Source organism: Shewanella sp. ULN5, assembly GCF_030731885.1.
In the GTDB taxonomy this organism is placed as follows: domain Bacteria; phylum Pseudomonadota; class Gammaproteobacteria; order Enterobacterales; family Shewanellaceae; genus Shewanella; species Shewanella holmiensis.
In genome coordinates this window covers 126131-152762 of sequence record NZ_JAPJEE010000005.1, presented here as the reverse complement: position 1 = coordinate 152762, position 26632 = coordinate 126131, and the positions used below count along the sequence as shown (strand labels likewise).

The 26632-nt window shown below is 40.8% G+C and carries 28 protein-coding genes; 13 read left to right on the top strand and 15 right to left on the bottom strand.

Annotation, left to right across the window (positions count from 1 at the left end):
• Nucleotides 1-2: 2 nt before the first annotated feature.
• The 5 genes from apaG to lptD all read right to left on the bottom strand — a co-directional run bounded on the left by apaG (nucleotide 3) and on the right by lptD (nucleotide 6012).
• Nucleotides 3-383 (bottom strand): Co2+/Mg2+ efflux protein ApaG, encoded by a 381-nt coding sequence (gene apaG / locus ORI98_RS07025; protein WP_261297365.1) that lies wholly within the window; start codon nucleotides 381-383, stop codon nucleotides 3-5.
• A gap of 56 nt (nucleotides 384-439) precedes the next feature.
• Nucleotides 440-1252, bottom strand: coding sequence for a 16S rRNA (adenine(1518)-N(6)/adenine(1519)-N(6))-dimethyltransferase RsmA (gene rsmA / locus ORI98_RS07020; protein WP_261297364.1), 813 nt, complete (start codon nucleotides 1250-1252; stop codon nucleotides 440-442).
• Nucleotides 1253-1261: 9 nt separating this feature from the next.
• Nucleotides 1262-2248 carry a 4-hydroxythreonine-4-phosphate dehydrogenase PdxA gene (gene pdxA / locus ORI98_RS07015; protein ID WP_306134799.1) on the bottom strand — a complete coding sequence of 329 codons (987 nt, stop codon included), beginning with the start codon at nucleotides 2246-2248 and terminating at the stop codon, nucleotides 1262-1264.
• A 4-nt stretch (nucleotides 2249-2252) separates the two neighbouring features.
• Nucleotides 2253-3557, bottom strand: coding sequence for a peptidylprolyl isomerase SurA (gene surA, locus ORI98_RS07010; RefSeq protein WP_306134748.1), 1305 nt, complete (start codon nucleotides 3555-3557; stop codon nucleotides 2253-2255).
• Between the two features lie 154 nt (nucleotides 3558-3711).
• Complete coding sequence (gene lptD / locus ORI98_RS07005; protein WP_306134747.1) at nucleotides 3712-6012, bottom strand: LPS assembly protein LptD; 2301 nt, start codon at nucleotides 6010-6012, stop codon at nucleotides 3712-3714.
• Nucleotides 6013-6164: 152 nt separating this feature from the next.
• Here lptD and ORI98_RS07000 point away from each other — a divergent pair, with 152 nt between their 5' ends.
• Genes ORI98_RS07000 through ORI98_RS06975 form a run of 6 tightly spaced genes read left to right on the top strand, consistent with a single transcriptional unit; the run spans nucleotide 6165 to nucleotide 10834 of the window.
• The gene (locus tag ORI98_RS07000) at nucleotides 6165-7223 is read left to right on the top strand and encodes an aminoglycoside phosphotransferase family protein (RefSeq protein WP_306134746.1); all 1059 of its coding nucleotides are present in this window, start codon (nucleotides 6165-6167) and stop codon (nucleotides 7221-7223) included.
• Nucleotides 7220-7930, top strand: coding sequence for an N-acetylmuramate alpha-1-phosphate uridylyltransferase MurU (gene murU, locus ORI98_RS06995; protein WP_261297360.1), 711 nt, complete (start codon nucleotides 7220-7222; stop codon nucleotides 7928-7930). Before ORI98_RS07000 ends, murU begins: the two co-directional genes overlap by 4 nt.
• A 30-nt stretch (nucleotides 7931-7960) precedes the next feature.
• Nucleotides 7961-8734 carry a co-chaperone DjlA gene (djlA, locus tag ORI98_RS06990; RefSeq protein ID WP_306134745.1) on the top strand — a complete coding sequence of 258 codons (774 nt, stop codon included), beginning with the start codon at nucleotides 7961-7963 and terminating at the stop codon, nucleotides 8732-8734.
• 45 nt (nucleotides 8735-8779) lie between these two features.
• Nucleotides 8780-9394, top strand: coding sequence for an outer membrane beta-barrel protein (locus ORI98_RS06985; RefSeq protein ID WP_306134744.1), 615 nt, complete (start codon nucleotides 8780-8782; stop codon nucleotides 9392-9394).
• 26 nt (nucleotides 9395-9420) lie between these two features.
• A complete protein-coding gene (locus ORI98_RS06980; RefSeq protein WP_306134743.1) occupies nucleotides 9421-10371 on the top strand; it encodes a D-2-hydroxyacid dehydrogenase in 951 nt (316 codons plus the stop codon).
• Nucleotides 10372-10390: 19 nt separating this feature from the next.
• A complete protein-coding gene (locus ORI98_RS06975; RefSeq protein WP_306134742.1) occupies nucleotides 10391-10834 on the top strand; it encodes a hypothetical protein in 444 nt (147 codons plus the stop codon).
• Between the two features lie 96 nt (nucleotides 10835-10930).
• Here ORI98_RS06975 and purT read toward each other — a convergent pair whose 3' ends face one another.
• Nucleotides 10931-12106 (bottom strand): formate-dependent phosphoribosylglycinamide formyltransferase, encoded by a 1176-nt coding sequence (purT, locus tag ORI98_RS06970; RefSeq protein ID WP_306134798.1) that lies wholly within the window; start codon nucleotides 12104-12106, stop codon nucleotides 10931-10933.
• 221 nt (nucleotides 12107-12327) lie between these two features.
• On the opposite strand from purT, the gene ORI98_RS06965 reads away from it, so the two are divergent.
• Nucleotides 12328-12720, top strand: a complete 393-nt coding sequence (locus ORI98_RS06965; protein ID WP_261297355.1) for a DUF3302 domain-containing protein — start codon at nucleotides 12328-12330, stop codon at nucleotides 12718-12720.
• On the top strand, nucleotides 12720-13865 hold the full coding sequence (locus tag ORI98_RS06960; RefSeq protein WP_306134741.1) for an HlyD family secretion protein: 1146 nt from the start codon (nucleotides 12720-12722) through the stop codon (nucleotides 13863-13865). Before ORI98_RS06965 ends, ORI98_RS06960 begins: the two co-directional genes overlap by 1 nt.
• 504 nt (nucleotides 13866-14369) lie before the next feature.
• Here the strand turns inward: ORI98_RS06960 and ORI98_RS06955 are convergent.
• Nucleotides 14370-14945 (bottom strand): DUF4136 domain-containing protein, encoded by a 576-nt coding sequence (locus tag ORI98_RS06955; protein WP_306134740.1) that lies wholly within the window; start codon nucleotides 14943-14945, stop codon nucleotides 14370-14372.
• Between the two features lie 83 nt (nucleotides 14946-15028).
• Here ORI98_RS06955 and ORI98_RS06950 point away from each other — a divergent pair, with 83 nt between their 5' ends.
• Entirely contained in the window at nucleotides 15029-15340 is a 312-nt protein-coding gene (locus tag ORI98_RS06950) for a DUF1289 domain-containing protein (RefSeq protein WP_261297352.1), read from the top strand.
• On the opposite strand, the gene ORI98_RS06945 is transcribed toward ORI98_RS06950, so the two are convergent.
• From ORI98_RS06945 to ORI98_RS06920, 6 genes are all read right to left on the bottom strand, one after another.
• Nucleotides 15337-16599 carry an ATP-binding protein gene (locus tag ORI98_RS06945; RefSeq protein WP_306134739.1) on the bottom strand — a complete coding sequence of 421 codons (1263 nt, stop codon included), beginning with the start codon at nucleotides 16597-16599 and terminating at the stop codon, nucleotides 15337-15339. The two genes, ORI98_RS06950 and ORI98_RS06945, sit on opposite strands and share 4 nt — an antisense overlap.
• Nucleotides 16600-16616: 17 nt before the next feature.
• On the bottom strand, nucleotides 16617-17330 hold the full coding sequence (locus ORI98_RS06940) for a winged helix-turn-helix domain-containing protein (protein WP_188840543.1): 714 nt from the start codon (nucleotides 17328-17330) through the stop codon (nucleotides 16617-16619).
• The gene (locus ORI98_RS06935; RefSeq protein WP_261297350.1) at nucleotides 17330-17749 is read right to left on the bottom strand and encodes a DUF3019 domain-containing protein; all 420 of its coding nucleotides are present in this window, start codon (nucleotides 17747-17749) and stop codon (nucleotides 17330-17332) included. The genes ORI98_RS06940 and ORI98_RS06935 overlap by 1 nt, the downstream gene beginning before the upstream one ends.
• Before the next feature lie 2 nt (nucleotides 17750-17751).
• Nucleotides 17752-18636, bottom strand: a complete 885-nt coding sequence (locus ORI98_RS06930; RefSeq protein WP_261297349.1) for a MipA/OmpV family protein — start codon at nucleotides 18634-18636, stop codon at nucleotides 17752-17754.
• 183 nt (nucleotides 18637-18819) lie between these two features.
• On the bottom strand, nucleotides 18820-19413 hold the full coding sequence (locus tag ORI98_RS06925; RefSeq protein WP_306134738.1) for a TetR/AcrR family transcriptional regulator: 594 nt from the start codon (nucleotides 19411-19413) through the stop codon (nucleotides 18820-18822).
• Between the two features lie 12 nt (nucleotides 19414-19425).
• A complete protein-coding gene (locus ORI98_RS06920; RefSeq protein ID WP_306134737.1) occupies nucleotides 19426-20850 on the bottom strand; it encodes a coniferyl aldehyde dehydrogenase in 1425 nt (474 codons plus the stop codon).
• Between the two features lie 343 nt (nucleotides 20851-21193).
• Between ORI98_RS06920 and ORI98_RS06915 the strand changes: the two genes are divergently transcribed.
• Nucleotides 21194-21625: a universal stress protein gene (locus tag ORI98_RS06915; RefSeq protein ID WP_261297346.1), complete on the top strand. Its 432-nt coding sequence runs from the start codon at nucleotides 21194-21196 to the stop codon at nucleotides 21623-21625.
• Between the two features lie 213 nt (nucleotides 21626-21838).
• Here ORI98_RS06915 and ORI98_RS06910 read toward each other — a convergent pair whose 3' ends face one another.
• Nucleotides 21839-23419, bottom strand: coding sequence for a PH domain-containing protein (locus tag ORI98_RS06910; protein ID WP_306134736.1), 1581 nt, complete (start codon nucleotides 23417-23419; stop codon nucleotides 21839-21841).
• 1 nt (nucleotide 23420) lies between these two features.
• On the bottom strand, nucleotides 23421-24020 hold the full coding sequence (locus tag ORI98_RS06905) for a PH domain-containing protein (RefSeq protein WP_306134735.1): 600 nt from the start codon (nucleotides 24018-24020) through the stop codon (nucleotides 23421-23423).
• Between the two features lie 115 nt (nucleotides 24021-24135).
• Between ORI98_RS06905 and ORI98_RS06900 the strand changes: the two genes are divergently transcribed.
• The 3 genes from ORI98_RS06900 to ORI98_RS06890 all read left to right on the top strand — a co-directional run bounded on the left by ORI98_RS06900 (nucleotide 24136) and on the right by ORI98_RS06890 (nucleotide 26420).
• On the top strand, nucleotides 24136-24747 hold the full coding sequence (locus tag ORI98_RS06900) for an alpha-ketoglutarate-dependent dioxygenase AlkB (protein ID WP_261297343.1): 612 nt from the start codon (nucleotides 24136-24138) through the stop codon (nucleotides 24745-24747).
• 111 nt (nucleotides 24748-24858) lie between these two features.
• The gene (locus ORI98_RS06895; RefSeq protein ID WP_261297342.1) at nucleotides 24859-25158 is read left to right on the top strand and encodes a BolA family transcriptional regulator; all 300 of its coding nucleotides are present in this window, start codon (nucleotides 24859-24861) and stop codon (nucleotides 25156-25158) included.
• Between the two features lie 164 nt (nucleotides 25159-25322).
• A complete protein-coding gene (locus ORI98_RS06890; RefSeq protein WP_306134734.1) occupies nucleotides 25323-26420 on the top strand; it encodes a TRAP transporter substrate-binding protein in 1098 nt (365 codons plus the stop codon).
• Nucleotides 26421-26632: the final 212 nt, after the last annotated feature.

The following is a 26632-nucleotide window of genomic DNA, read 5'->3' as shown; positions in this document are numbered from 1 at the left end:
ATCTATTGTAATATTCCAGGCACTGATAATCTGAATGTCGGGATAGGGGCGGAGAACGTTTTACCGTCATTGTATGTCATGCCATAAGCGCCTTCCATAAATCCAATCGGGGTATCTAACACGGTTCCACTCGAGTATTGATATGCTGTATTAGGCGCTATTGTAGGAGTCTCGCCAACAACACCAGGACCTTTTACTTCACTCTTATTGCCATCTGCATCGGTGATGATCCAATGGCGATCTTTCAAGGTAACATCTTGGTCACCAGTATTAATAATGGTGATAGTGTACGTAAACAGGAATTTCTGTTCTGCGATATCAGATTGCTGTTTGAGGTATTCTGTTTCAACTTTAATTTTGATCGGAGATTCAGCTTGACTCATAAGGGGATCCTAAAACAAAAGGGCAGATTCAATGAATGTGCCCTTTAAGGTAGAGATTAATTAGCGGGGCTTTTATCAATGAACAAGTTTGCCATCGCCACATATTGTTCGACACTTATTTGCTCTGGTCTTAAGGTTGAATCGATACCTAAAACGGCAAAGTCTTCATCATCTAACATTCCTTTTAAATTATTACGCAGTGTCTTACGGCGCATATTAAAGGCGGTAGTACATAGATGACGCATGACAGTCACATCTTTACAGGGCCAGGGTTTTTGCTCGTATGGAAGTAACCGCACAACCGCTGAATCCACTTTAGGCGGTGGAGTGAAACAGCCTGGTGGCACTTCTAATACTGGCACTACTTGGCAGTAATATTGTGCCATAACGGTTAAACGGCCATATGCTTTACAACCTGGACTGGCGGATAATCGAAGCACCACTTCTTTTTGAAGCATAAAGTGCATGGTTTCGATATGTTCAGCAAATTCAAATAAATGGAACATTAATGGCGTGGAAATATTGTAAGGTAAATTACCAAACACTTTCATTTTCTTGCCATCTTGTAGTAATTGGGTAAAGTCAAACTGCAGTGCATCACCTTGATGTATCGTGAGTTTGTCTTTTAAAATTGGATGTACTTTTAAACGCTCAACCAAGTCACGGTCTAATTCAACAACGGTTAAATTGTCAATTGTGTCTGCAACAGGCTCAGTTAGCGCGCCAAGGCCAGGACCAATTTCAACCATCACATGGTCGTTGTCAGGTGAAATAGCACCAACAATGCTGCTAATGACACCTTCGTCAGTGAGAAAGTTTTGTCCAAATCGTTTTCTGGCCGTGTGGCCTAAGTGTACTTTATTGCTCATTACGTTTATTTATTTACTCTTGTCGATCATTTCAATGGCTTTGTGAAGTGCGCAGAATAAACTGCCACTATCTGCTTTTCCGGAGCCTGCAAGATCGAGTGCGGTGCCGTGATCAACAGAAGTTCTTATATACGGTAAACCTAAGGTGATATTGACCGATTTACCAAAACCGATAGATTTTAGTACGGGTAATCCTTGGTCGTGGTACATAGCGAGTACAACATCCGCTTGTTCTAGATATTTAGGTTGGAACAAGGTGTCTGCCGGCAATGGCCCAATAATATCAATGCCTTGTTCACGTAATTCGTTCAATGCAGGGATCATGACATCAATTTCTTCACGTCCTAAATGACCATCTTCACCCGCATGTGGATTTAAACCACATACAAAGATTTTGGGCGAACCTAAGCCAAATTTACTGACTAATTCACGATGTAAAATTTTGATAATATGGTGCAATCTGTCTCGAGTGATGGCTTTTGACACGTACGCTAAAGGAATATGTGTGGTCATCAACGCTACTTGCAACCCTGGTGTAGCCAACATCATGACTACGTCAGGGCAGTTAGCCTGTAAGGCGAAGTATTCTGTGTGGCCACTAAAAGGAATACCAGCTTGATTGATAATACCTTTATGAACAGGACCTGTGACAACAGCATCAAATTCCTTCGACATGTTTTTCTCACCGGCTACGCGCAGCGTTTCCACCACATAAGCACTGTTGGCTTCATTTAGTACACCACACTCTACTGGTTCAGCCAAGGTAAAGGGCATGATGGTGAGTGTGCCAGCCTGTTGAGCTTGCGCGGGTTTTAATGCGTCATATAGGCGCAGTTCAAGAGGTAAATTGAGTAATTTAGCTCTATCTATTAATAATTGTGGATCGGCACAAACAACTAACTCAGCAGGCCATTCCTGCTGAGCTAGTTTAATGACTATGTCAGGGCCGATACTCGCCGGTTCACCCGGCGTTATCGCGATACGTTTGATCATTATTATATTAGCCTCGTAAATTTTCAGGCTCGAATATTTCGATGTATGCATCACTGCGCATTTCATCTAACCAGTTTTGTAATTCTTCGTTAAATTTACGGCGAAAAATTAATTGATACGCTCGATTGCTGTTGAACTTGTCTGTAGCATCCGTTTTGCGGCGTTCTTCTAATTGTACAATATGCCAGCCATGAGTTGTACGAAATGGTTCACTGATTTGGCCGGGTGTTAAGCTGGCTAGCGTCTGTGAAAACTCTGGAACATACAAGCTAGGCTCAGCCCAGCCTAATTCTCCGCCTTTTGTTGCTGAGCCTGGGTCTTCAGAATATTGACGCGCTAATTTACCAAACTCAGCATCGCCACTGCGAATATCTTTTAGGAAATTAGCTAACATGGCTTGGGCACGGTCATCGGATAAAATCGGTGATGGCTTTAATAAAATATGACGCGATTTTACTTCGTCAATTTCCTGTGTTTGTAATCCACGGGTATCCATCACTTTAATGATATGAAAACCCGAACCAGATTTGATCGGGCCAAATATGTCACCTTTTTTTGCACCTGAAATGACTTCAGCAAACAGGGTTGGCATTTCATTAATGTTCATGAAATCCCAAATACCGCCTTCTAGTGCCTTAGGTCCAGATGATGATGCAATAGCTGTACTGCGGAAATCTTCACCCTCATCTAAGCGTTTAAGAACAATTTCTGCACGCTTGCTTGATGATTCAAGTTGTTCACTCGATGGGTTACTTGGGATTTCTATCAGAATGTGACCAATTTGAAATTCAACATCTTTTAATCCCTGTTCTGAAATGAGTTTAACAAGATTATTCACTTCTTGAGGTGATACTTGAATACGGCGTTGAACCTGAATACGTTGAATTTCACCTAGGGTGATCTCTTCACGTAATTGCTCGCGGTATTGACTAAAACTTACGCCATCTTTTTCAAGTTCTTGTTGCATTTCAGCTACAGTGGATTTTTGCTCTTTAGCAATATTCTCGATGGTTTGGTCTAATTGTAAATCACCAATTGAAAGACCGATTCTATCTGCTGTTTGCAATTGTAAGCGCGTCAATATAAGACGTTCGATGACTTGCGTACGCAGTGCTTCAGCCGATGGTAAAGTCTGATTTGACTTTTTTGCATTGGCGGTAACATTAGCAATCATATTGCTAATTTCACTTTCTAAAATAATGCCGTCATTTAATTGAACCGCAACGTGATCTAACGGTTGTGGAGCAGAATAAGCTGTTTGGCTCATAGCGAGTGCGCATAATGCAATAAAAAGTTTCTTACTGTGTTTCATCCAAAAAATCCTTGGCACTTTAATTCTGTCAAATCGGGTGTTGAGCCCAAATCTATCGTTATTGTTTCGTTAAGTAAAACTCAATTAACTTAACGTTGGACTACGCTTTTTAATCTTGGTTCAGCAATTTACCATAAGCTAGCATAAAAGCCGCTTAATTCCTTAAGTAAAGTGGTTTTCGGTAGTTAAATAAACCTTCATTCAACATATCATCAACCCCAAGTGGTCCAGAACCACCGAGCCCTTTGATAACAAAGTTTAAGTAAACACCTTTTTCAAACTCTTCACGACTATCAATGCTTTCTGATAAGTCATCGTCGTAATTGGTTTTGATGCGGTAATGATAACTTAAGCGAACAGCCCAACAACACGATTCGTATTGGAAGCCGGTATAGGTTTCAATACGGCGGGATTCATTCAAATCATAATACCAGTTACCCACAAAATATAAGTCATCACTTATTGGCCATGACGTTCTGATACCTGCTTGAGAAATATTGACTCGATCATTGGTATTGGTATTCAGTAAGTCAGGAACGTAACGATAACTAAACTGCAGTAACTTATCTTTGCTCGGTCTGAAATCTAATGTCACTTCATTCTTTTTGTTTTTATTATTTTCGGTATCGTGCTGCATTGAGCCGCTAATAAACCAATCTTTATAAAGGTGAGCATCGAGTTCGGCGGCTAAAACCGAAGTAGATTCAGACTCTTGAAGGTAATGGTTCTCTAATAACACTTTGGAGTCTTCAAAGTAGAGGGTTTGTCCTAGACTAAATTTGAATTTCTCTAGATTATTGTCATCCAAAAATCGAGTTGTGAATCCGAGGGTTAATTGATTTGCATCAGCAATTCTGTCTAATCCCGAAAAGCGTCGGTCACGGAATAGCCCGAAATAATCTTCTTGAAGTTGAGCTGTATCGTAAATACCTATGTCAGATTGGTCTTCATAACCGACATATAGGTATTGAAATTGTGGTTCTAATGTTTGCTTAAATTCACTATCAAAAAACGTTGTTGGGCGCTCAAAATTAATTTGGCCGTGCAGGCGCACTTGTGGAATGGTTCTGCTAACGGATTCAGAAAGCTGGGTGTCTTTTTCATCTGGTGCTTGCCAATATTGGGTTTGCAGCAGTTTTATTTCGCTGGTTAAGCTTCCGGCAGGGCCTTGAATCGGTAATGTTAGGCTTGGAACCATGTGTAAACGTGTGGCTGTGGTGTATTGATTATCTTGATGCTGAAAGTTTGTCAGCTCAGAGTTGAATCTAAAATCAATCGCATTCCAGAAATTAATTTTTCGATAATTGAAGTTCAGCTGCGGCATAACCTGGTAAGGAAGTTCGTCTTCGCCAAGCACTTTAATATCTTGAACTCGCATGTTGAAGTCCCAGTTTTGTTCAAAATAACTGGCTTCTCCAATTCGTGATAATTGGTTATCCGTTGAGCGGTTTACATCCGAATTTAAATCATTGAAATAATTGTTGTCTGAAACATCGGTATAATTTGCTCTGACTCGCCAATTTTCGTCGATTGCACCTTGATGACTCCAATGGAATAAATAGCGTTCAGGGTTATTAAATAACTTACGGTCATTACCTAAGTATTCAACATTTAGTTGGCCATTTTGTTGCTCGCCCGCTAAATAACGGAACTCAGTTTTGACAAATAAACCCCGCGATGACATCACATCAGGTGTAAAGGTTAAATCGTATTCTGGCGCAATATTCCAATAATAAGGCGTACTAAGTTGCACACCATTTGTCGTACTTGTGCTAAAACTTGGGAATAAGAATCCTGTTTTACGCTTATCTGACACCGGAATGGTCATATAAGGAATGTACATCACTGGGACATCCGCAATCCGTAGTTTAGCGTTCCAAATTTCGCCCCATTCCTCTTCACTGTCTATTTTGATCATGTCAGCTTCAAGCAACCAAGATTCATCGCCAGGTGGGCAAGTTGTAAAGTTGGTGCCGGAAAGGATTAAGTTATTCTCTGAGGTGATTTGTAATTTTTTAGCGTCGCCGTGGGCTTGTTGCCCATGAAACCAATATTCAGCGCCTTCTAATGTGGCACTGCTACTGCTCATTTGCGCCTGTAAGCTTTCAGCGGTAATCGTAAACTGATCATCTTTAAAAATAAGATTTCCATTGGCACTTAGTTGCTGCTTTTTCTGATCTAAAATAGCCTGATCTGCAGCAATATGCCTAGAGCCTTGGCTAAAACTTACATCTCCACTGAAATGGGCTTTATCATCAAAAGCCGCGGAAGAATTATCTGAAATAATGACAATGTCGGTGTCTTGAATGCCTGAAAGTTTTTCACGATCATTAAATGAACGTGAAAAAGGGGGTTCAACAACGCAAAGTGGAAGTTGTTCCGCTTCGGGAGCTGGTGCTTGGGCAAACACTGTATGAGGCAAAAGGCATAAGGCCAGAAAATATCGGATTTGCATTATAGTCAAATAATTATGAATTCTTGTTCTGGAAAGTTTGGAGAGATAAAGAAATGCAGCTAGTTAAGTATATGCAAAACAATCCATTCTTTAGCTGTTTCCAAATGTTATGCTGGCTATAATAAAGCAATTTTTGATGAAGAGCCATTGAGATGAGTGAAACAGATTTAAGATTCAATTTATTAGTGTCTTGGCTAGCCCAATACTTTGGTCAAGAAGTGTGCATATCGCTGATTTGTGGAGATGCCAGTTTTAGACGTTACTTTAGGTTAACAGTTAATAAAGTCGATTATATTGTCGCAGATTCTCCCATTTCTTTAGTGCCTGTAGCCCCTTTTGTGTCGGTAGCAAAGGCTTACCAACAAGCTGGGCTATTGGTGCCGCAAATTATTCATGTTTGCAATGAGCATGGTTTTGTTTTGCAAACGGATGTTGGTCAAGCACAATTACTGTCGGTCATTACGCCAGCCAATGTCAGCAATTATTATCAACAAGCTCTAGACCTACTCGTTCCCATCAGTCAAGTAACTACCATTACTAATGTGACGGGGCAGCAATCACTTTTACCCGAATATGACTCGGCCTTTGTCGAGCGGGAGTTAGCTATTTTCACTCAGTGGCTCATTGGCGAACACCTTCAATATGAAATGACCGCAGCAGAAACCACTATGCTAACAACCTGTTTTCAGCTTCTTGTCGATAATGTGGAACAACAACCTAAAGTGGGGATGCATAGAGATTTTCACAGTCGAAATTTGCTGATTAATCATGATGATCCACAACAAGTTCGCCTTGCAGTGATTGATTTTCAAGATGCGGTTATTGGGCCGGTTACTTATGATGCGGTATCACTTTTGCGAGATTGTTATATCAGATGGCCTGAAAATTTAATTAATCCATTAATCAAATATCATTATGCATTGGCGATTAAGCATCAATTAATGACAGCCGATATAAGTTTTGCGCAGTATCTACAATGGTTTGATTTGATGGGCTTGCAGCGTCATCTTAAAGCCGCCGGAATTTTTGCAAGATTAAAGCTACGAGATGGCAAGCCAGGCTACATGGCCGATATTCCGCTAACACTACAATATGTCATTGATATTGCTAAACGATACCAAAACTTAACACCTTTAGGTGAGTGGGTTGAAAAGGTTGTATTGCCTTTGGTGCAACAGAGAAATCGTCTTTCTAAGGAGTTAACTCAATGAAGGCTATGATTTTAGCGGCAGGAAGAGGCGAGCGTTTAAGACCATTAACCGATACCTTACCCAAACCTTTAGTTGCCGTTAATGGTAAACCACTAATTGAATATCATTTGGAAAAGCTAGCCGCCATCGGGATTAAGCAGGTGGTGATCAATCACGCTTGGCTCGGACATCTGTTGCCTGAAACATTAGGCAATGGTGAACGTTGGGGATTATCGATTCAATATAGCGCAGAAGCTGAGGCATTAGAAACCGCAGGCGGAATTAAACAAGCGCTTTCTTTATTGGGAACAGAGCCTTTTCTATTGCTAAATGGTGATATTTTTATTGATGAATTACCTGATATCACCCAGGCTCTCTTGGTGTTGAATCAGCAGCAAGCCGATGCTTATATTTGGTTTGTTGATAATCCGGCGCATCACCCTCAAGGTGATTTTAGTCTTGTGACTAGCACACAAGATATTGATCTTGAAACTCTATCGCTGGTTGCATTAGAGGGTGAGCCTCGATTTACTTACAGTGGAATGGGCGTTTATCATCCCAAAATGTTTGCTGGGCTCGCAGAGGGTTCACAGCCATTGGGGCCGTTATTAAGACAATCTATTGCGCAAGAGCAGATATATGGCCACTGTTTAACGCAATATTGGTGCGATGTTGGCACGATAGCCAGATTAGATGCTTTGAATGACCGCTTAAGGTCACTAACTTAAAATACACTTTTTAATATAACGGACAAGTCGATGCGAATTTGGGGAAAGGTTTTCGGATTTATTATAGGTTTTATGTTTGGCAAAGTGTTCGGTGGTCTGTTGGGACTATGGCTGGGGCACCTTTATGATAAACGTCAACGATTATCAAGCTTGATCCAAGATGCGGGTGAGCGCCAAGCGATTTTCTTTAATACCACTTTTGCGGTCATGGGGCATGTTGCTAAAGCATCGGGTCATGTTACTGAAGCGGATATTCGGGTTGCCACATTACTCATGGATAAAATGCAGCTCACAGGCCGAGCACGCCAAGCGGCTCAAGAAGCGTTTCGGTCTGGGCGTCAAAGTGGATTTGATCTATTCAAGCAACTTGCTGACTTTAAAAGAGTCACCCAAAGTCGACATGAATTGCTGCAGATGTTTTTAGAAATTCAAATTCAAACCGCATTGTCCGATGGTGAACTTCAGGCAAAAGAGCAACAAGTATTAGCTGTCATCGCTGAACAGTTAGGGATGTCGGGTGTATTAAAAGACTTGTTATCCCGTTGGCAAGCTGAATTTCAACATCATCAATCTAGCCATGGCAGTAAAATGCCTATTAAGGATGCATATTTAGTATTGGGTTCTGATGAGTCTGCAAGTGATCAGCAAATCAAGCGGGCATATCGTAAGTTAATGAATGAACACCATCCCGATAAGTTGGTGGCTAAAGGCTTACCCGAAGAAATGATGATGATTGCTAAAGATAAGGCGCAAGATATTCAAGCGGCTTATGAGGTGATAAAAACGTCAAGGGGCATGCGTTAGACATTAGGCAATATTTTTATTGTTGGTGAATACAGGAGTGATTCAATGATGAAAAAGATAATATTCGGACTTATAGCAGGATGCTTAACCGTCAGTGTTTCTAGTCATGCTGATGTGTTTATTGCGCCTTTTGGCGGTTACAGTTTTGGCGGCAATGGTTTGGAGGTTTTAGTCAGTGATGAGACTTCCACAGACTTAGAGATGAACGAGGGCGGAAATGCAGGATTAATGCTGGGCATCACCACTAATGACCCCGGGAACATTTACCTACTGGTTAGCCACCATAATACTGATTTACGTCAAGGATTATTATCTTCCGAGGTATTGACCGACTTAGAGGTTAACTATTTTCATTTGGGCGGTACATTATATTTCCCCAATGGTCATTTTAAACCTTACATCACTGCTAGTGCCGGTTTAACCCAACTTCGCCCTGATAAACAATATTCAAGTGAAACTAATTTCTCTATGGGATTTGGTGGTGGAGTGGCGTACGAGTTAACCGACAACGTCAGTTTATTTGCTGATATTCGGGGCTATGCCACGTTTGTTAACTCGACAGGTGGTTTGTTTTGTAACGAAACCCGTTGTGTTTGGCAAATTGAAGGTGATTTAATGTGGCAAGGTCAAACCAATATAGGCGTTGCGGTTGCCTTTTAAGTCAGTCTTGAAGCGTTAGGATAGTCATGAACATAGTCATTTTAGACGGATATACCTTAAACCCTGGTGACTTGAGCTGGAACGGTTTTAGCGATTTAGCAGAGCAGTGCCAAGTTTACGAACATACCTTGGCGGCAGATGTCGTTAACAGATGCCAAGATTGTGACATCGTATTAACTAACAAAACTGCCTTAACTGCTGATGTGATCAGGCAGCTGCCCCAAGTTAAATATATTGGGGTACTTGCGACAGGTACCAATGTTGTCGACGTCGCTTTTGCTAAACAACAAGGCATAGTGGTGACTAACGTGCCAGCTTATGGCCCAGATGCCGTCGCGCAAATGGTATTTGCTCATATTTTGCATCACTGCCAACATGTCGCGTTACACGATCATGCGGTTAAACAGGGGGGGTGGACTCAGCAGCGAGACTTTTGTTTTACGTTAAAGCCTTTAATGTCATTAAAAGGTAAAATATTAGGCCTAGTTGGATATGGTGATATTGCCCAGCAAGTGGCTGCAATTGCCCTTGCGTTTGGAATGAAAGTATTGATTCATACACCCCAGCGCAAAAAACATTTGCCACAGGGCGTAAGCTGGTGCGAGTTGAATGAGTTGTTACCTCAGGCGCAGTTTTTATCTTTGCATTGCCCTTTGACCGAGGCAACATATCGAATGATCAATGCTACAACTTTGAAAGCGCTGCCCTTAAATGCCATGGTGATAAACACAGCCAGAGGTGACCTGATTGACGAGCAAGCCCTAGCCAATTGGCTTAATCAAAATCAAGGCTATGCTTGTGTAGATGTGTTATCAACTGAGCCGCCTCAAGCGAATAATCCATTATTGTCAGCAGATAATGTTAGTATTACCCCGCATATTGCTTGGGCAACTACGGAAGCCAGACAAAATCTAATGAACATAGCGGTGAACAATGTTGTTCAGTATATAAATGGTACACCAATTAACTTGGTTTAAGGATATCGCCGGAATTAGCATGAGTATTTACAAAGAACTCTATGATGTATTCGACAAAGAACGCAATTTAAAGAAAGCTTCCGATGCCCATTTACGCCAACTGCAATTTGAAATTGAATCAAATATTCATTATATGGCAAGCGCCTTTAAGCAGCACCTGCCCAGCGATGTGATTGTTGCGGGATTGGAAAATAGCGTGTTTAAACAGCTTATGCAGCAGTCTTACACTATCAATGCTAAACCATTAAAAAGTTCAACAATTAATGGCTACAAAGAATTTGAAAAATATCTGCACTGGCACGCTGATAAGTTAATCGAACGAGCCTATTTAAGATTGCACCTTCTAAAAAAGCTCATCGCAGCAGGGCAACATGATCAGCAGCTTAAATTAAAATCGTTATTTCGATTTTTCATGCTGGTTCATTACCATCTTGCCGATAAAGCTTTGCCTCGTCGCCAATAACTCGCCACCAACTCGCGACTAAAATACAGAGACGCCATATTATGAAATATGGCGTACTTGCTTTGATATTTTGAACGTGAGAACAAACGCTGATCGTTACAGAATTACGGTGATTTCTGCTACAACCTTCTTGGCTTTTGTGACCGCATTGTCGATGCTGATATCTTTTGCTAAAGCCACGCCTAACCTTCTGCGGCCATCAATATCGGGTTTTCCAAATAATCTGAGTTGAGTATCTGGCAGAGCCAGTGCTTTACCCATTCCTTGAAAACGAATATTGTCTGATTTTCCTTCACCAAGGATAACGGCAGATGCAGAAGGCCCATACTGGGTTATTTTACCAATAGGTAGCCCTAAAATGGCACGAACATGTAAAGCAAATTCGGATAAGTCTTGGCTGATGAGCGTGACAAGTCCGGTATCGTGAGGGCGGGGTGAGACTTCAGAGAAATACACTTCATCGCCTTGAATAAATAACTCAACACCAAATAATCCAAAACCACCTAATGCTTTAACGGCTTTCATCGCGACTATTTGTGCCTTTTCTAGCACATGATCAGGCATGTTCTGAGGCTGCCATGACTCACGATAATCGCCATCCTCTTGTCTATGACCAATAGGATCACAAAAATGAATGCCATCAATGGCATTGATGGTTAATAAGGTGATTTCATAGTCAAACGCGATAAAACCTTCAACAATAACGCGTCCCTGGCCCGCTCTTCCACCTTGTTGAGCATAATCCCATGAGGGGTGAATATCTGCAGCCGACTTAATGACACTTTGACCTTTACCAGAAGAGCTCATGACAGGTTTTATGACGCAGGGAAAACCTATCTCGTTAATTGCAATGGTGAGTTCATCTAAGCTGTCGCAGAAAAAGTATGCAGAGGTGGGTAAACCTAAGGTTTCTGCTGCAAGGCGACGAATGCCTTCTCTGTCCATGGTGAGCTTTGCTGCTTGCGCACAAGGTACGACATTCAAGCCTTTTGCCTCTAGAGACACTAGAATATCCGTTGCAATCGCTTCAATTTCTGGGATCACGATATCTGGTTTTTCAGACTCAATTAATGCCGATAATACCGCGCCATCGAGCATATTAATGACATGGAAGCGATGGGCGACTTGCATGGCCGGCGCGTTGGGATACCTATCGACCCCGATGACTTCAATACCAAATCGTTGCAGCTCAATGGCAACTTCTTTACCTAATTCACCACAGCCAAGTAACATGGCTTTCACGGCATCAGCACGATTCGGAGTACCTAAAATTTCTAATGAAGAATGACTCATAATAAACCTTTCTTAGTGTTCTATTATCGGAACAGTTTACCTGTTCAATAAGCAACTTTGCCATTTTTGAACATTATTTGTGATATAGATTCGTTAGATTTACCTGTTCTGTTTGTTCTAGCAATAAAACAAGCATTGTAAAGTGTAACGGGTTATGTAAGATTTGTGGGTAGAGTGTTAAATTTGGCTTGGAGGCTAAAATGTTTCTAGATTACTTCGCGTTAGGGGTATTGTTTTTTGTCGTGATTTTCATCTTTTACGGCATTATCGCTATTCATGATATCCCGTATGAAATAGCTAAAAAGCGCAATCATCCCCAGCAAGATGCACTGCATATTGCCGGATGGGTGAGTTTGTTCACTTTACATGCCATTTGGCCATTTTTATGGATATGGGCCACCTTGTATCGAGAAGATAGGGGCTGGGGCTTTAGCGATAGTCGTAAAAGAGAGTTGATTCTTGAGGGGGAGGTTAAAGAGCTTATTCAACAGGTTACAGAACTGTCGCAGCGATTAGCACTTGTGGAAAACACCAATACAGCTGAGTTTAACGCTGAAGAAGCCACTAAATCTCATAGTGAGGAACTTAAATAATGGATTTATTACTCATTCTTACTTATGGCGCACTGTGTATCGCGATTTTTAAAATATTCAAAATCCCTTTGACTAAATGGACTGTGCCAACCGCAATATTAGGGGGCATAGTGTTAATCGGTACCCTGTTGTTATTGATGAACTATAACCATCCTTATACTAAATTTGCTCGGGAATACTTTGTCTCCATTCCTATTACCCCAGGGGTAAAAGGTATTGTCACTGAAGTTAATGTTGTCCCCAATATGCCAGTATCGAAAGGTGATATTCTTTTTAGAATTGATCCCACACCTTATGCCGCTACTGTGAAGCAAAAACAAGCTGCATTAAAAGAAGCTGAGCAGCAAGTACCACAATTGAAAGCCGCATATGAGGCAGCACATGCAAAATTTGAACAAGCTCAAGCAGATGCGACGCGTAACGAGTCAGCCTTTAGAAGATATGATGAGGGTCGTAGAAAAGGCGGGAAAAACTCCCCGTTTACTGAACTTGAATTAGATAATCGTCGTCAGGTGTATTTAGCATCGTTAGCGCAATTAGATGGTGCAAGAGCTGAAGAGCTTCGTAATCGTTTGGCGTATGAGTCAAATATTGATGGCGTTAATACAAAAGTTGCCGGCTTACAGGCTGAACTTGACAAAGCGCAGTTTGAATTAGAGCAAACCATTGTACGTGCCCCATCAAACGGTGTGGTGACTCAATTAGCGCTTAGGGAAGGTGCAATGGCCGTTCCACTTCCACTTCGCCCAGCATTAACATTCATTCCTGATGCAGAGCGTTATTTTGCCGGTGCGTTTTGGCAGAACTCATTACTGCGTTTAAAAGAAGGTGATGAAGCAGAGATGATTCTTGATGCTGTGCCTGGTATGGTATTCAAGGGTAAAGTCGCTAAAATACTACCCGCTATGGCTGAAGGTGAGCTTCAGTTTAGTGGCAGCTTGCAGTCATCAAATCGGTTATTTCAACGAGGCAGGGTATTAGTATTAATTGATCTTGATGATCACGAGTTAATTAATTCGTTACCCGCAGGTGTCGCAGGGCAGGCCGCAATTTATACTGAACATTTCAGCCATGTGTCGGTCATGCGAAAAGTATTACTTAGAATGCAAGGCTGGTTAAATTACTTATTTGGTGAGGGCCACTAATACCCTATGGCCTGTTGATCTTTATAGGTTTTTTTACAGCGAATAGTTGGTCATTTGTACAAGGCAGAGACTTTGTGGTGTAGTTATTCTACATAAGAAGTCGAGAACGCAGTACAAATGATCAACAAATGCTGCCCGAAGGGTTCGGCTAAAAACGTTTTACTCTTTGTTTAATGAATTTTTTGCGAACAAAGAGTGCTTAGATGACTAGGCATCAATCCATTCGCCTCAATTAAAACGTTTTTAACTCGAACAAAACTCAACCAGCAAAGAACAACAGGCCCTCGTTACATTGGCTGAATAAAGTCAGGCCGTTTGACTATCACGAGTCGAGGTGGCTTCGCCAGCTCTTAATAAAAACGTCCGTAATAGCGGACGTTTTTTATTGCTAGCTTAGGTTTTTACATCGATAAATCATATCAGTGGTTAAGTGTTAGACTTAACCTTCAATCTTCAACGTAAACCTTGAATGATAACCTTCCAATAATGATGAGGAGTTGAAGGTTATTGATTTTTTTTAGGCGGAAACTGTTTGAGAATTTGCTGCACGGTTTCTGCTGTCCTGTCTGCTTTATCTTGGCCACCCATGTCGAAGTCATACATATCTGAACCACGCCAAATTAAACGGTTTTTAATCGGATCGATTATGTCGATTTGAATAGTTTGTATTTTGGCAGTGTCGCTTCCTATCGGAACCCCCACACTAGTACCAATGCTGGCGCCGCCGCTACTGCCCCAACCTCCAGTACCTAAACCAATCGACATACCTGAACTTTTGGGTTTATCTTCGGTTTTAAAGGCAAAGCTAACGTTAAAATCACTTGGTTGTGCTTGTTGGGTAAAACCTTGCTGGGTTAGTGTTTGAATAATGTTTTCACGCACACGTTGAACAGTCAGTGGATCTTCAGCATTAACCACATCTAATAGCGTAAAGCTTTTCAGTTGGCTAAAATCATAGTCAACATCATAGTCATTTTTAGGTGTGCTTTGGCAACCAGATATTGTCAAGCTAGCCATGAGTAATGCTGAAGCCGAAAAAATACAGCGATAAAAATTTCCACTAAAAATGTACTGCAACATAATATGACTCTCCAAAAATTGTACAATTTTACTGCTATTAGTATAACCTTAACTATACGTCAATAAGTCAATTACGCTCAACTATGGAACAATTAAGTTTTTTTGCAGTACCAAGCCCCTGTATCGGTATCTGCCAGTCAGATCCTAAAGGTTATTGCTTGGGCTGTTTTCGTAGCCGAGATGAACGTTTTAATTGGATGAGTTTCTCTGAACTGCAAAAACAAGATGTGATCCGCTTGTGTGTCCAACGTAAAAGGCGTCGCCAATACGCTATTTTTAATGCAAGAAAATTACAGCAACAGCAATTGCAAGCCAGTATCAATACTCAATTGGACTTTGATGAGTCGGACGATAATGATGTGTTAGGCGATATCAGTGATTTTAAGCTGGATTAGTTTTTAGGCCAGCTTAGTGTAAACGCCGTTTTTTGATCATTGCTCTCTATGCTGACGTTACCACGATGGCGCAACATGATCCTTTTGATAATGGCTAAGCCTAATCCATGCCCTTTATTACCATGATATTGTGATTGACTACGATAAAAGGCTTTAAATATATGCGGCTGATCTTCTAAAGGAATACAAGGACCATTATTACTAACCGTTAAATAAACGTTATTTAGGTCGTGCCTGAGATGAATGATGATTGTGGATTTAGCATAACGTTGGGCATTAATAATGAGATTTTGAATCGCGCGCTCAACCAACGAACCTTCACCCTTTATGTAAATTTCATCAGTCTGATCAGGTAAGGTTAACTCAATGTGATGCACGCTTAAATCTTTAAGCCTAATGATAAGCTGCTTACTGATATTGATTAATTCACAGTTTTCTAACACAGGCTCTATCTGCATGGTTTCTAAACTGGCATAAGTGAGTAATTCTTGCAGCAAGTCTTCCATTTCTTTGATATCAGTTTGCATCTCATTTAAAAAGTGAGTGCGTTGTTGCATATCACTGTCAGGTAAGCAATATTTAGGCAGTAATGCCAACGCAAATTTAAGCCTGGCTAATGGAGTTCTAATTTCATGTGACACTGCGTTAGTCAGATGCTTTTGGTTGTCTATTAGGCTGCTAATATGCTGCGCCATATCATTAAATGTTAACGCCAGAGGGGCAACCTGTGAGCGGCTGTTCAGCTCAATGCGTGTATCCCAATGTGCTTCACCAAACTTTTTTGTGGCACTTCGCAGTACTTTTAAGTCTCGAGATAAAGGCCATACCCACACTAATGCAACTAATGCTAAGGATAAGTAAAAGATGATGGTAAATATGCCGCGCAATTTATCTCGAGGATCGATGTCAAACGGGCCAGCAATCAGCACCTGGTTACCCACAGCGATGAATTGCAATTGGGTCTTGTCGGTTTGAGTGGTGAGAATCTCATTATGAGAAAGCTGCATGTTACCATTTAAGGCAATTTGATCTCGCTGCAGTAGTTGAAGTGGAAAAGCATGCTGCTTGCTTATTTCATCAAGCAGCATTTGCCGTTCTGCTTCGGAATGTTTAGATAGTATTAATGCCAGCGCGATGAGCGGTGCATCGACGTCACCACTATCTTCAACATGGTTTTGCCACAAACTATCTAATGTCCAGCCGATCCCTAAAAAGCTTAAGCTTAATAGGAGATACAGGCTGATGAAGAGGCGTTTCAATTGATTTTACGACTAAATTAATTATTCCACGCTTCAGGCGCGAATAAATAACCTTGCCCCCAAACCGTTTTTATACGGAAAGGTGTTTCAATGCTATCACCGAGCTTTTTACGAAGACGTGAAATACGCACATCAATTTTACGATCTTTACCGTCAAAGTCGATGTTTAAGAGGTATTGATAAATATATTGGCGGCTGAGTATTTGACCCGCTTGAGAAGCCAGCAACCATAACAATTCAAATTCGTGACTGGTGAGATCGACTTCAGTATTGCCTAAGCGAATAGCTTGGGTGTGAGGATCGATGCTGAGTTTCCCAAAGTTGAGACAATGTGATTCTGGTTTGTTTGGCTGAGCTTGACGACGCAGTAGGTTGTTCATTCTAGCGACTAATAAAGCAGGATCGACAGGCTTAACGATATAGTCATCAGCGCCTAATTCAAGACCTTTAATTTGGTCTTCATTACTGCCTAGTGCGCTCATTAACAAAATAGGGCCAGAGAAATAGTCAGGTAGTTTCTCGCAAAGACTTAAGCCATCAAGACCGGGTAACATAATGTCTAGTAAGATAATATCAGGCTTATAGCTGATTAGACGGGTTAATACGGTATCGCCACGGCGTTCAACTTCAACGTGCATGTCGTGGGATTTTAAATAATCAACAATGAGATTGGCTAACCTGATGTCGTCTTCAACCAATAGAACTCTATGTGTAAATTGTGGCGTGGTCATTAAAATAAACTCCAAGGGTTCCGATAGCGCCTGCGTACTTGTTGTGTCGAGGCTTTATTTATTTTCAACTTTACGCCAGCAAGGGTGAGGTTGTTGTCCTTTCTTACGAGTATAAATTGAATATCTTTATCGGTTTTTATTGTTAAGTTGACAGATTTTTCGCTTGGATCGTCCGAGCACCAACGCGGTATGGTTGGATAATCAGATATGATGCAAACAAGATCGTCATTAACTGTTTCCCATGTTAACAACAGGTCTATTTCACAGTAACTAAATTGATCATCCGTTAAACACAAATTAGGCGTAGCTTTCAGGTGCGCCTGTTGTTCGAGTGTTTCAGCTTTTATACCAAAAGCACTCATCGATAGAATTAAAATGCTCCAAAAGCAATATGCGGCACGCAGGGTGAAATACTTCAACGTTAAAACCTATAAGCTGCGCCAACAAAATAACTTTGACTGTTATCTTCATTGACTAATGGGCTATCTTTTATTTCATCTGACAACCCTGTGTAGCGATATGCCATTAAAATGTTCCATTGCTCATTAATAATGTAGCGTGTGGTTAATTCTAACCCGGTATTCCAGCCTGAATCGGCGCGATAATGTTCGCTCCAATAGCTATTTTCACTTTCTCTAACGCCATAGTAATATTGAATCACCTCAGCACTCTTCCAATCAGCTCGTAATGCAGCATCAAACACCCATTGTTCAATGGCTATGCCATAGTTCCAGCTAAAGTGAAGCGTTTCACCATTGTGAACATTCAGTAAATCATGGGCATAAGCAAACTTTAAAAAGCCCCAGCGCGCATAATAAAATGCCTCAATGCCACCGTAAAAAGTAAAGTGACGACTTTCTAATTCTTCGAAAACTTTAGGTGGCTCGGTTATCTCTCGCGACATGGTTCTCATTGGCATGATATTCACATCTGCGGAGGTGCGATCCCCACTTAAAAAAAGATTACTTGGATCCCAATCGTAGAAAAACGCTCTATCATCGCTGTAACTGGTCACAAGATTGATAGAAAATCTTTCCGCCTCTTTTAGGCTGTAGCCTAAATTACCATTGTCAAAAAACCACTGTTCACCGTAGTAAGCAATTGACGGCAGCACATACAATGGAATGTCATCATAATCTTGTAATGGATTCGTTTTCTTGCCATAACCCACGGCCAAAGAGATGTCCCACTCCCCTTGAGTAATACAGTCACTTGAGGTTAAACACACTGGTTCAGCCTTTGCCAACGCCATAGATGCTGGGGTGGCAATCAAGAATAATAAAACATTACGTATGTATTTAAGCATAAATGACTTTATAACCTTCTATGTGTTTAGTACTAAATTTCTGATATTTAACCTTTTAAACACGTTACGGTTAAATAGAGAACAAGTCGTAAACATCATGTTATCACTATCTCTCTACGGCATTAATAATTAACAACGGTTGGATACAAAATGTTACTGATGCATCAAAGCTATTATACAGGCTTAAGCTTTGATGGCCTTCCAAAATAATTGAAAGCTGGCATGGCGATGGGACGTGTCTTTGCCTAACTCTGGGTGGTCGGTAAAAAAACGAATAGCGGCTAAATATTGACCGTGGCAATTTCCCAACAACAAATCGACAGGGTAGTGCGCAATGATATTTTGTTGCTGGCCTTCTTCTATTAACTCCACGATAAAACCTAAAATACCATTCATTGCTTGTTGCCGCGTGGCAGCATTAATTTCCGCTGACAATGAAAACTGCAGAAAAAACTTTTGCTTTAATGGCTCAGAGATCGCCCAATCAATGGCATTTTGCCATAGGGCGTTTGCATCTGATTCGATATTGCCGCTGACTTGGCTTTTGCTGATGATAGTATCGGCAAACTCTTGTTTAATAGTTAAAAAAAGATGGTTAATGATACAGTCTTTTGTAGGGAAGTGGTGAAATAGGGTTCCAGTAGCCACTCCCGCAGCCTTCGCAATAGAGGCTGTGGATGTGGCATGAAACCCTTGACGAACAAATAACGCCAAAGCCGATGTTAAAATGGCGTTTTTTTTATCTGTTTGTTTTTTTGTGGCATGTTCGATGGTCACAGTGGGTTATTCCTAACGTAAAAAGAACTTCATCAATGCTTTTTGAATAAATGTGCCATAGGGAGGATGCACAAAAATACCGGTATTAATTTTACCACTGTTTAATACGGTTTTTGCATGGCTGAAGGTGAGAAAACCTTCTTTACCGTGATAGTGCCCCATACCCGATGGCCCAATCCCTCCAAATGGCGCGTCGTCAGCGGCTACATGAAATACCGTATCATTGATACACACGCCGCCAGAATGGGTGTGATGTAGAATATGATTTTGAGCGCTGCTATCAAAACTTAAAATATACAGTGCTAATGGTCTATCGCGCTGATTAACATAACCAATTGCTTCATCAACCGATTTGTAACCGATAATTGGTAAAATAGGCCCAAAAATCTCATCCTGCATAACAAGCATATCTGGATTGACCTGAGTCATTAATTGGGTGGCGAGTTTGCGTTTGCCGACAGTTGTTGCACTGTTTGATGCTGAAACGACCCTTGCCCCTTTTGATTTTGCATCGTCAATCACTTTTATTAATCGATCAAACTGACGGTCATTGATAATATTGCCGTAATCAGGGTTGTTATCAAAATCAGGGTACATTTTATTGAACCTAGCTTGGTAGGCTTTGATTAATTCATCAATTTTATCTTCAGGACAGAGCACATAATCGGGTGCGACACATATTTGACCGGCATTTAAACACTTACCAAAAATTAATCGCTCAACGGCGGTATCAATTGGCATATCTGGTGCAATAATCGCTGGAGATTTACCACCTAACTCAAGGGTGACTGGTGTTAAGTTCTCAGCCGCCGCTCGCATCACATGGCGGCCGACTAAGGTTGAGCCTGTGAATAAAATATGATCAAAAGGCAGAGCAGAAAATTGTGCTGCTATATCTGCTTCTCCTTCCACTAACGCGACTTCATTTTCTGCAAAAACCTGCCCTAATAAATCATTGAGAACTTGATTGGTATGTGGGGTGAATTCTGACATTTTGAGCATAGCTCTATTACCCGCAGCGATTGCGGTAATCAATGGTCCAATAGATAACATCACCGGAAAATTCCATGGAACGATAATGCCTACAACGCCTAAAGGTTGATAATGCACAGACACTTTTGACGGTGAAAGTAATAAACCTGCATGACGTTTACTGGGCTTCATCCATGATTTAAGGTTTTTGAGGGTGTAGTTAATATTATTGATACACGGCATGATATCTGAAATAACGGTGTCGTTTTCAGAGCGATGACCATAGTCTTTCATCAAGGCGGCAACGATTGGCTGTTGATACTGTAAAAGTAATTGCTTGAGTTGTTTTAGTTTTTCTACTCTGGATTGATAGCTAGGGGCGGGATGCGACAAATAGTGGCTGCGTTGCGTCTGCAATAATTGTTGTAATGGTGACAATTGTGATTGTTCAACAGTCATATTCATAAGTTACTCCAGCAAAAAAATGTCAATTAGACGTCAATAAAAAAAGCCGACTGATTAGTCGGTCTGATATTACCCCCTACGACTGATAGATGCAACAATTGTTGATAATATGCGCTATATCAATAATTGCATCTTACAACAGGCTACACTTTAGAAGGTATCTTATGGGCTAATGAGCCTAGATGCGGTTGGTAAAAGGGTGTCTGTTTTAGCTGGTATTATTTTCAAGATGACATCTTGTTTTCAACAATGTTTGTCAGTTGTGCTGACTATCTCACTCAATATAATGGCTGAGATAACAGATATTTTGAATTGAGATATTTCCATGTGACCGGAGGAAATTATGCGAAGTAAAACAATTTTATGGCCAACGGATTTTTCTGAAACGGCATCTCATGCTCTCCAGTATGCTATTGAAATGGCTAATCTCTATGATGTAGGTATTAGAATTGTGCATGTTGTTGATCAGCCATTTGGTGATGAAAACTACATGATATTAGCCGTTACGCCAGAGGAATTGGCTAAAAGCATGGAAGAAGCCGCGGCGAAAAAGATGCATTCATTACTTGCAGGGTTAAATACCAAAATGCCGATTGAAACAGTCATCCGTCGTGGTGATGCTGCCGCTGAAATCGTGGCAGAAGCTAATTCCGGCGATATTGGTATGGTAGTGATTGCAAGTCATGGCAGAACGGGTTTGGCGCATTTTTTACATGAAAACGTAGCTGAAACGGTGGCCAATCAAGCCCATTGCCCAGTGCTAGTGGTGAAATAACCTTTTGCTAATGACTTCGCTTAGATAAATTAGCTTTTAGGGCTATTAACCGCCTATGTGTTAATGCTATTTAGCTTGGTGATAAAACTTGCTTAAATCGTTGTAATCCTCTTAATGGTGATAGTGAGATTAATTTATTGGAAGCTCAGTTTAGACTGAGCCTCTTAACCTCAAAATAGGCTCGTTGCAGTATTGCCAGAACGAAAATCGATATTAAATCCACTGCTTATAATGCGGCGAAATGGTGTTGAATGCTCTAGCTGCTATCAGATTGGCTGTATCGATAGCAATATAGGGTAGCACAATTGCGCCACTGGCTAATCCGAGCTCAATATAGGCAAGTTGTTTTTTCTTTTGGGCATGTGTTTGAATTATTTTAACGTGTTGAATTTTTTCAAAAGGAATGCGTTTCCAATGCTTACCAAATAATCCACTGTGTTGCCATACCGCGTCATGTTGCAAAAAATACCCCCATCTTTTAAAGCGGACAAAAAGTAAAGCACAGACAATTAGCGCGGCAACCAGTGCGACTTCAATAAGTGCTTTATCAATAGGTAATGGCGTAAGTAACGCTAAAACCGACAATGCAGTAAAAGGGATAAAAGGCAGCCAAATACGTTTATATAACCAAGCAATATTAATTGGCATATAACCCTCTGGTAAACGAATGGGGGTTTGGCTTAAAGACGAGAGCGGGTGAAATATCTGCTCAATTTCATTCGGTTTTACAGCAGGAATTAACATATGCTGTTTGGTTTTTTCTTCTACTTCATTGCCTTTTACTTGTTTAAGGTAAAGAGTCCAGCGATTAACAACCCTTGCAAGTAAGGGTTGGTGGAAATGGATCACCTGTATACGTTTGATCGCTAACGCATCTTGTTGATGGGCAATAATACCACCGCTTCTTTGCAGTGTTTGTTGGCGTTTATCTAATGTATAGGGGTAATACTTTAGTACTGAAGCGATAATTGAAATCGCAGAAAATAGCACGTATCCAGCAATAAACAGCCCCACAAACAACACTAATTGCAATATAAAGCTTTCATGGGTGGTGTGATTAACCCACGTGATGAGTTGTTGAAAAAGCGCTGACTGGACAATTTTTTCCCATTCAATCTGACCCGCTATTGGGCCAGCGATTATGGCAAACCAAATAAAATTATTTTGATAAAAACCAAATAGAATTAACTCTTTCAAACTGCGGGTGATGATTGGTTGCGTTAACGCAAGGCTTTGATGTGGCGTATTCTCATTTTGTTTTAGCTGTGATGATTCGACGTCTTCGTGCTGCAGCTGCAATAATTGCTGTTTTAAAACATGTGCATGCTGTGCATTAATAGCTGATAGCCTTGCTTCGTCTTTACTGGATCCTGCAGTTTCAATCACTAACACAGCTAGGTTAAGCGGCTTAAAATAAAAGGGTTGTTCAAAACGAATGTTTTGAATTCGATTAAGTGGGATTTCATCTTTTTTGGTAAAAAAAAGTCCGCGTTTAACATCTAGCTGATTTACCTTTACTCGGTAGCGAAATTTACGCCATTGAATAAACGCAAAAGTTGTTAATAGTCCGATTAGAATAGCTGCGCCGTCAATGATCCAAAATAATGAAATATCATTTGTCCAACCGGCATAAAATATCGGTACTAAAGCATAGCCATTAGTGAATATACTTCTTAATGAAGTCATGACAAAGCTGAGGATCGACCAGGGAGATAAAGCCTGCCAATCAGTTAATAATGCGCAGGGGATCGCATTTTTCTGTGTGTCTGATTGTTGTGGTTGAAGATCATTCATGTTATGAGTCCAAAGACGCCGTTATCACCTTGTGCTCAGATGATTGATTTTCAGCGGCTTGATACAGTAAATGTTGTCTTAGGTGCTCAGCGGTGTCAGCGTTTAGTCCGGGTAAATTGATTTCAGCCTCACCAGAACCGGCACTAAAACATTTCAGTGTGACCAGTTGATATTGGCGCTCCAGCGGACCTTGAGATAAATTTACATGCTGCAAACGCGTGTAAGGTAATGCCGTAGTTGACATCCAAAATAACCCCTGTCGCATGATCAATTCATCTTTAAAAACCCCGTAGCAAACGGTCAATGCCTTCAAGTAAGTTAGACGAATGATCAACACGGCAACGATTAAGATAAATACTATAAGCAGCAATTTGGCTGTAATTGATAAAGGGGCTATAAAACCAATAAAGAAACAAATAATGGTTGCTATCAGGCTGTATACTACACCAGCTACATAGAGTTGTAACTTAGGGTAATTATCATCGATGTGAGTTAATACTAACTCAGTCATGGGGGTCAATTGCTGTGCTTGCAATGGCTCACCATATTGATAAATATCCGTATTTGGTAATGATTGATGTTGATGCTCAATGTCGTTCATATAAATCCATTCGTCTTTTTATGCTCGGTAATGACTATAACGACATTTTATGTCGTATGGTAGGGGTTTACGTTTATTACTCTTCTAGCCACGAACCAAGGATTAACGGCTTACTATGATGTTGGACTTATTTGATGGACAGGACCCAAATATTATCGCCCCTCCTGTTACGCTACATCCAAATTTTTTGACTCAACGTCAGCAACAATTATTGTTAAATGAAGTTAGTGATTACCCACTGACTAAAATTGAAATTGAAGTTTTTGGCAAAAAACACCTTATTCCGCGCACTCAAGCTTGGTTTGGTGATGATGGATGTGATTGTAAATACTCAAAAACGTTAATCAATCCTTTGCCATGGCCGCCTATGCTTGCAAAGTTACGCCAAACCTTAATCAATCGTTGTCAGCTTAATTTTAATGCCGTATTGGTTAATCATTATAAAGATGGCCATGATTGTATGGGATGGCACAGTGACGATGAGCCAGAAATTATTGCGGGGAGTGCAATTGCCTCAATTACTCTAGGTGCTTGTCGAGATTTTGTGGTACGTCATAAAGCAAGTCAGCAAAAAGTGACATATACCCCTTTTTCTGGTGACTTAATCATTATGGCGCCAGGTATGCAGCAAACTTGGCAACATGCGTTACCTAAGCGTTTATCGATAACACAACCAAGGGTTAATTTTACTTTTAGGTTAATTACGCCTGATTTTTATCGAAGATAAGCCTATAACAATAAAACGTGATTAACAGTTAACGTTTTGCCATGACAGTGTTTGACGTTTAAGTGTTAACCCAGTAACCTTCGATTTTTAAGAACCCAAGAGTAGGTCATTATGTCAGTTGCACAGACAATCACTGATAAACTGAATCAGTCGTTCACACCGTCACATCTTGAAGTTATTAACGAAAGTAATCGCCATCATGTGCCACCTAATTCTGAAACTCACTTCAAAGTTGTGATTGTCAGTCAGTTGTTTGATGGGCAGCGACCGTTAGCAAGACACAGAGCGGTCAATAGCGCACTTGCTGATGAATTAGCCAATGGCGTTCATGCTTTGTCAATCAATACTTATACTGAGGTGGAATGGCAGGAGCTCGAGGAAGTCCCTCGTACGCCAAACTGCAAAGGCTAGTTGAGAGCAGTCATACCACATAAAACCTCACTAATTAGTGGGGTTTTTTATTGCCCTCATTTAGTGCGTTGGCTATAGTGTTATTTTTTAGTACGTTGGCTAAAGTGTTATTTTTGTTGTTTAGCAATGTCTTACTCATAATACAATTAGAAAAGGATATCTAGATGTATCGCCGTTTATTGTTACCAATTCTCATTTTCGTGTCGCTACTTCAAGCTTGTGAACCACAAGCCCCCCAAAAAGTTACCGTGATTGAACATACCTCTCCAGTTATCGAGTGGCGATTGGCAACATCGTGGCCTAAAAATTTACCAGGCTTAGGAATGGCTCCAGAAAACTTCGCGCAAAAGGTCAACCTTATGTCCAATGGCCGTTTACATATTAGTGTTTATGGCGCAGGCGAATTGATGCCAGCATTGTCAGTATTTGATGGTGTGAGTGAAGGTAAAGTGCAAATGGCTCATAGTGCATCTTATTACTGGAAAGGAAAGGCTCCCGCTGCACAATTTTTTTCATCGATTCCTTTTGGTTTGAATGCTCAACAAATGAATGCTTGGTTATATCACGGTGGTGGTATGGAGCTGTGGCAAGAGGTTTACCAGCCATTTGGTATTATTCCTATGGCTGGAGGAAATACTGGAATGCAAATGGGCGGTTGGTTTAATCAGCCAATTAATTCGATTGAAGATTTAAATGGACTTAAAATGCGATTACCAGGTATTGGCGGTGAAGTGTTAAAGCAAGTCGGTGGCGTACCGGTTGAAGAACTCGCTGGTCGAGAACTTTATGGCGCCTTACAAAGCGGTGCTATCGATGCGGCAGAATGGGTGGGACCGTACAATGATCTGCCACTCGGTCTTTATCAGGTCGCTAAGTTTTATTATTATCCAGGATGGCACGAACCTGGCTCAAATATGGAGTTTATGGTTAATCAGCAAGCCTTTTTAGCACTGCCAGATGACTTGCAGCAAATTATTATCACTGCGGCAAGAGCCGTTAATCAAGATATGTTAGATGACTATACCCAAGGGCATATTGAGGCGTTAAATACCTTAGTTAATGATCATAATGTGCAATTGAAGCGTTTTCCTGAAGAGGTTATTGCTCAACTTAAAAGCGCCAGAGATACTGTGCTATATGCTGAAGCTGAAAAAGATCCTATGTTCAAAAAGGTACTTCAAGCTTACCTAGAAAATGAGAAGCAAGTGAAACGCTATTTTCAATATACTGAACATGCATTAGCAGAAATGACGCGATCCTAAGTGATAGTTTGTTTGTTGTCGTCCCGTTTTCTTTCTCGAGCACCGTATTAATCTGATTATTGTTCAAATTTTATGAGGTGATTATCCCCAGTAATTGTGCTTTGTTGAGCTCTGATTTAGGTCAATAAACACAAACGTTTTAAAGGCTTTTTAGTTATTTTATGACTAGTTGAAAATAATCACTGAGTTAGTTTGATGAATGACGCTAGAGA

What these genes read in the sequence shown, in the direction of transcription:
- apaG (WP_261297365.1), bottom strand. Translation starts at nt 383, where the DNA reads ATGAGTCAAGCTGAATCTCCGATCAAAATTAAAGTTGAAACAGAATAC.
- rsmA (WP_261297364.1), bottom strand. Translation starts at nt 1,252, where the DNA reads ATGAGCAATAAAGTACACTTAGGCCACACGGCCAGAAAACGATTTGGA.
- surA (WP_306134748.1), bottom strand. Translation starts at nt 3,557, where the DNA reads ATGAAACACAGTAAGAAACTTTTTATTGCATTATGCGCACTCGCTATG.
- lptD (WP_306134747.1), bottom strand. Translation starts at nt 6,012, where the DNA reads ATGCAAATCCGATATTTTCTGGCCTTATGCCTTTTGCCTCATACAGTG.
- ORI98_RS07000 (WP_306134746.1), top strand. Translation starts at nt 6,165, where the DNA reads ATGAGTGAAACAGATTTAAGATTCAATTTATTAGTGTCTTGGCTAGCC.
- murU (WP_261297360.1), top strand. Translation starts at nt 7,220, where the DNA reads ATGAAGGCTATGATTTTAGCGGCAGGAAGAGGCGAGCGTTTAAGACCA.
- djlA (WP_306134745.1), top strand. Translation starts at nt 7,961, where the DNA reads ATGCGAATTTGGGGAAAGGTTTTCGGATTTATTATAGGTTTTATGTTT.
- ORI98_RS06985 (WP_306134744.1), top strand. Translation starts at nt 8,780, where the DNA reads ATGATGAAAAAGATAATATTCGGACTTATAGCAGGATGCTTAACCGTC.
- ORI98_RS06980 (WP_306134743.1), top strand. Translation starts at nt 9,421, where the DNA reads ATGAACATAGTCATTTTAGACGGATATACCTTAAACCCTGGTGACTTG.
- ORI98_RS06975 (WP_306134742.1), top strand. Translation starts at nt 10,391, where the DNA reads ATGAGTATTTACAAAGAACTCTATGATGTATTCGACAAAGAACGCAAT.
- ORI98_RS06965 (WP_261297355.1), top strand. Translation starts at nt 12,328, where the DNA reads ATGTTTCTAGATTACTTCGCGTTAGGGGTATTGTTTTTTGTCGTGATT.
- ORI98_RS06960 (WP_306134741.1), top strand. Translation starts at nt 12,720, where the DNA reads ATGGATTTATTACTCATTCTTACTTATGGCGCACTGTGTATCGCGATT.
- ORI98_RS06955 (WP_306134740.1), bottom strand. Translation starts at nt 14,945, where the DNA reads ATGTTGCAGTACATTTTTAGTGGAAATTTTTATCGCTGTATTTTTTCG.
- ORI98_RS06950 (WP_261297352.1), top strand. Translation starts at nt 15,029, where the DNA reads ATGGAACAATTAAGTTTTTTTGCAGTACCAAGCCCCTGTATCGGTATC.
- ORI98_RS06940 (WP_188840543.1), bottom strand. Translation starts at nt 17,330, where the DNA reads ATGACCACGCCACAATTTACACATAGAGTTCTATTGGTTGAAGACGAC.
- ORI98_RS06930 (WP_261297349.1), bottom strand. Translation starts at nt 18,636, where the DNA reads ATGCTTAAATACATACGTAATGTTTTATTATTCTTGATTGCCACCCCA.
- ORI98_RS06920 (WP_306134737.1), bottom strand. Translation starts at nt 20,850, where the DNA reads ATGAATATGACTGTTGAACAATCACAATTGTCACCATTACAACAATTA.
- ORI98_RS06915 (WP_261297346.1), top strand. Translation starts at nt 21,194, where the DNA reads ATGCGAAGTAAAACAATTTTATGGCCAACGGATTTTTCTGAAACGGCA.
- ORI98_RS06910 (WP_306134736.1), bottom strand. Translation starts at nt 23,419, where the DNA reads ATGAATGATCTTCAACCACAACAATCAGACACACAGAAAAATGCGATC.
- ORI98_RS06905 (WP_306134735.1), bottom strand. Translation starts at nt 24,020, where the DNA reads ATGAACGACATTGAGCATCAACATCAATCATTACCAAATACGGATATT.
- ORI98_RS06900 (WP_261297343.1), top strand. Translation starts at nt 24,136, where the DNA reads ATGATGTTGGACTTATTTGATGGACAGGACCCAAATATTATCGCCCCT.
- ORI98_RS06895 (WP_261297342.1), top strand. Translation starts at nt 24,859, where the DNA reads ATGTCAGTTGCACAGACAATCACTGATAAACTGAATCAGTCGTTCACA.
- ORI98_RS06890 (WP_306134734.1), top strand. Translation starts at nt 25,323, where the DNA reads ATGTATCGCCGTTTATTGTTACCAATTCTCATTTTCGTGTCGCTACTT.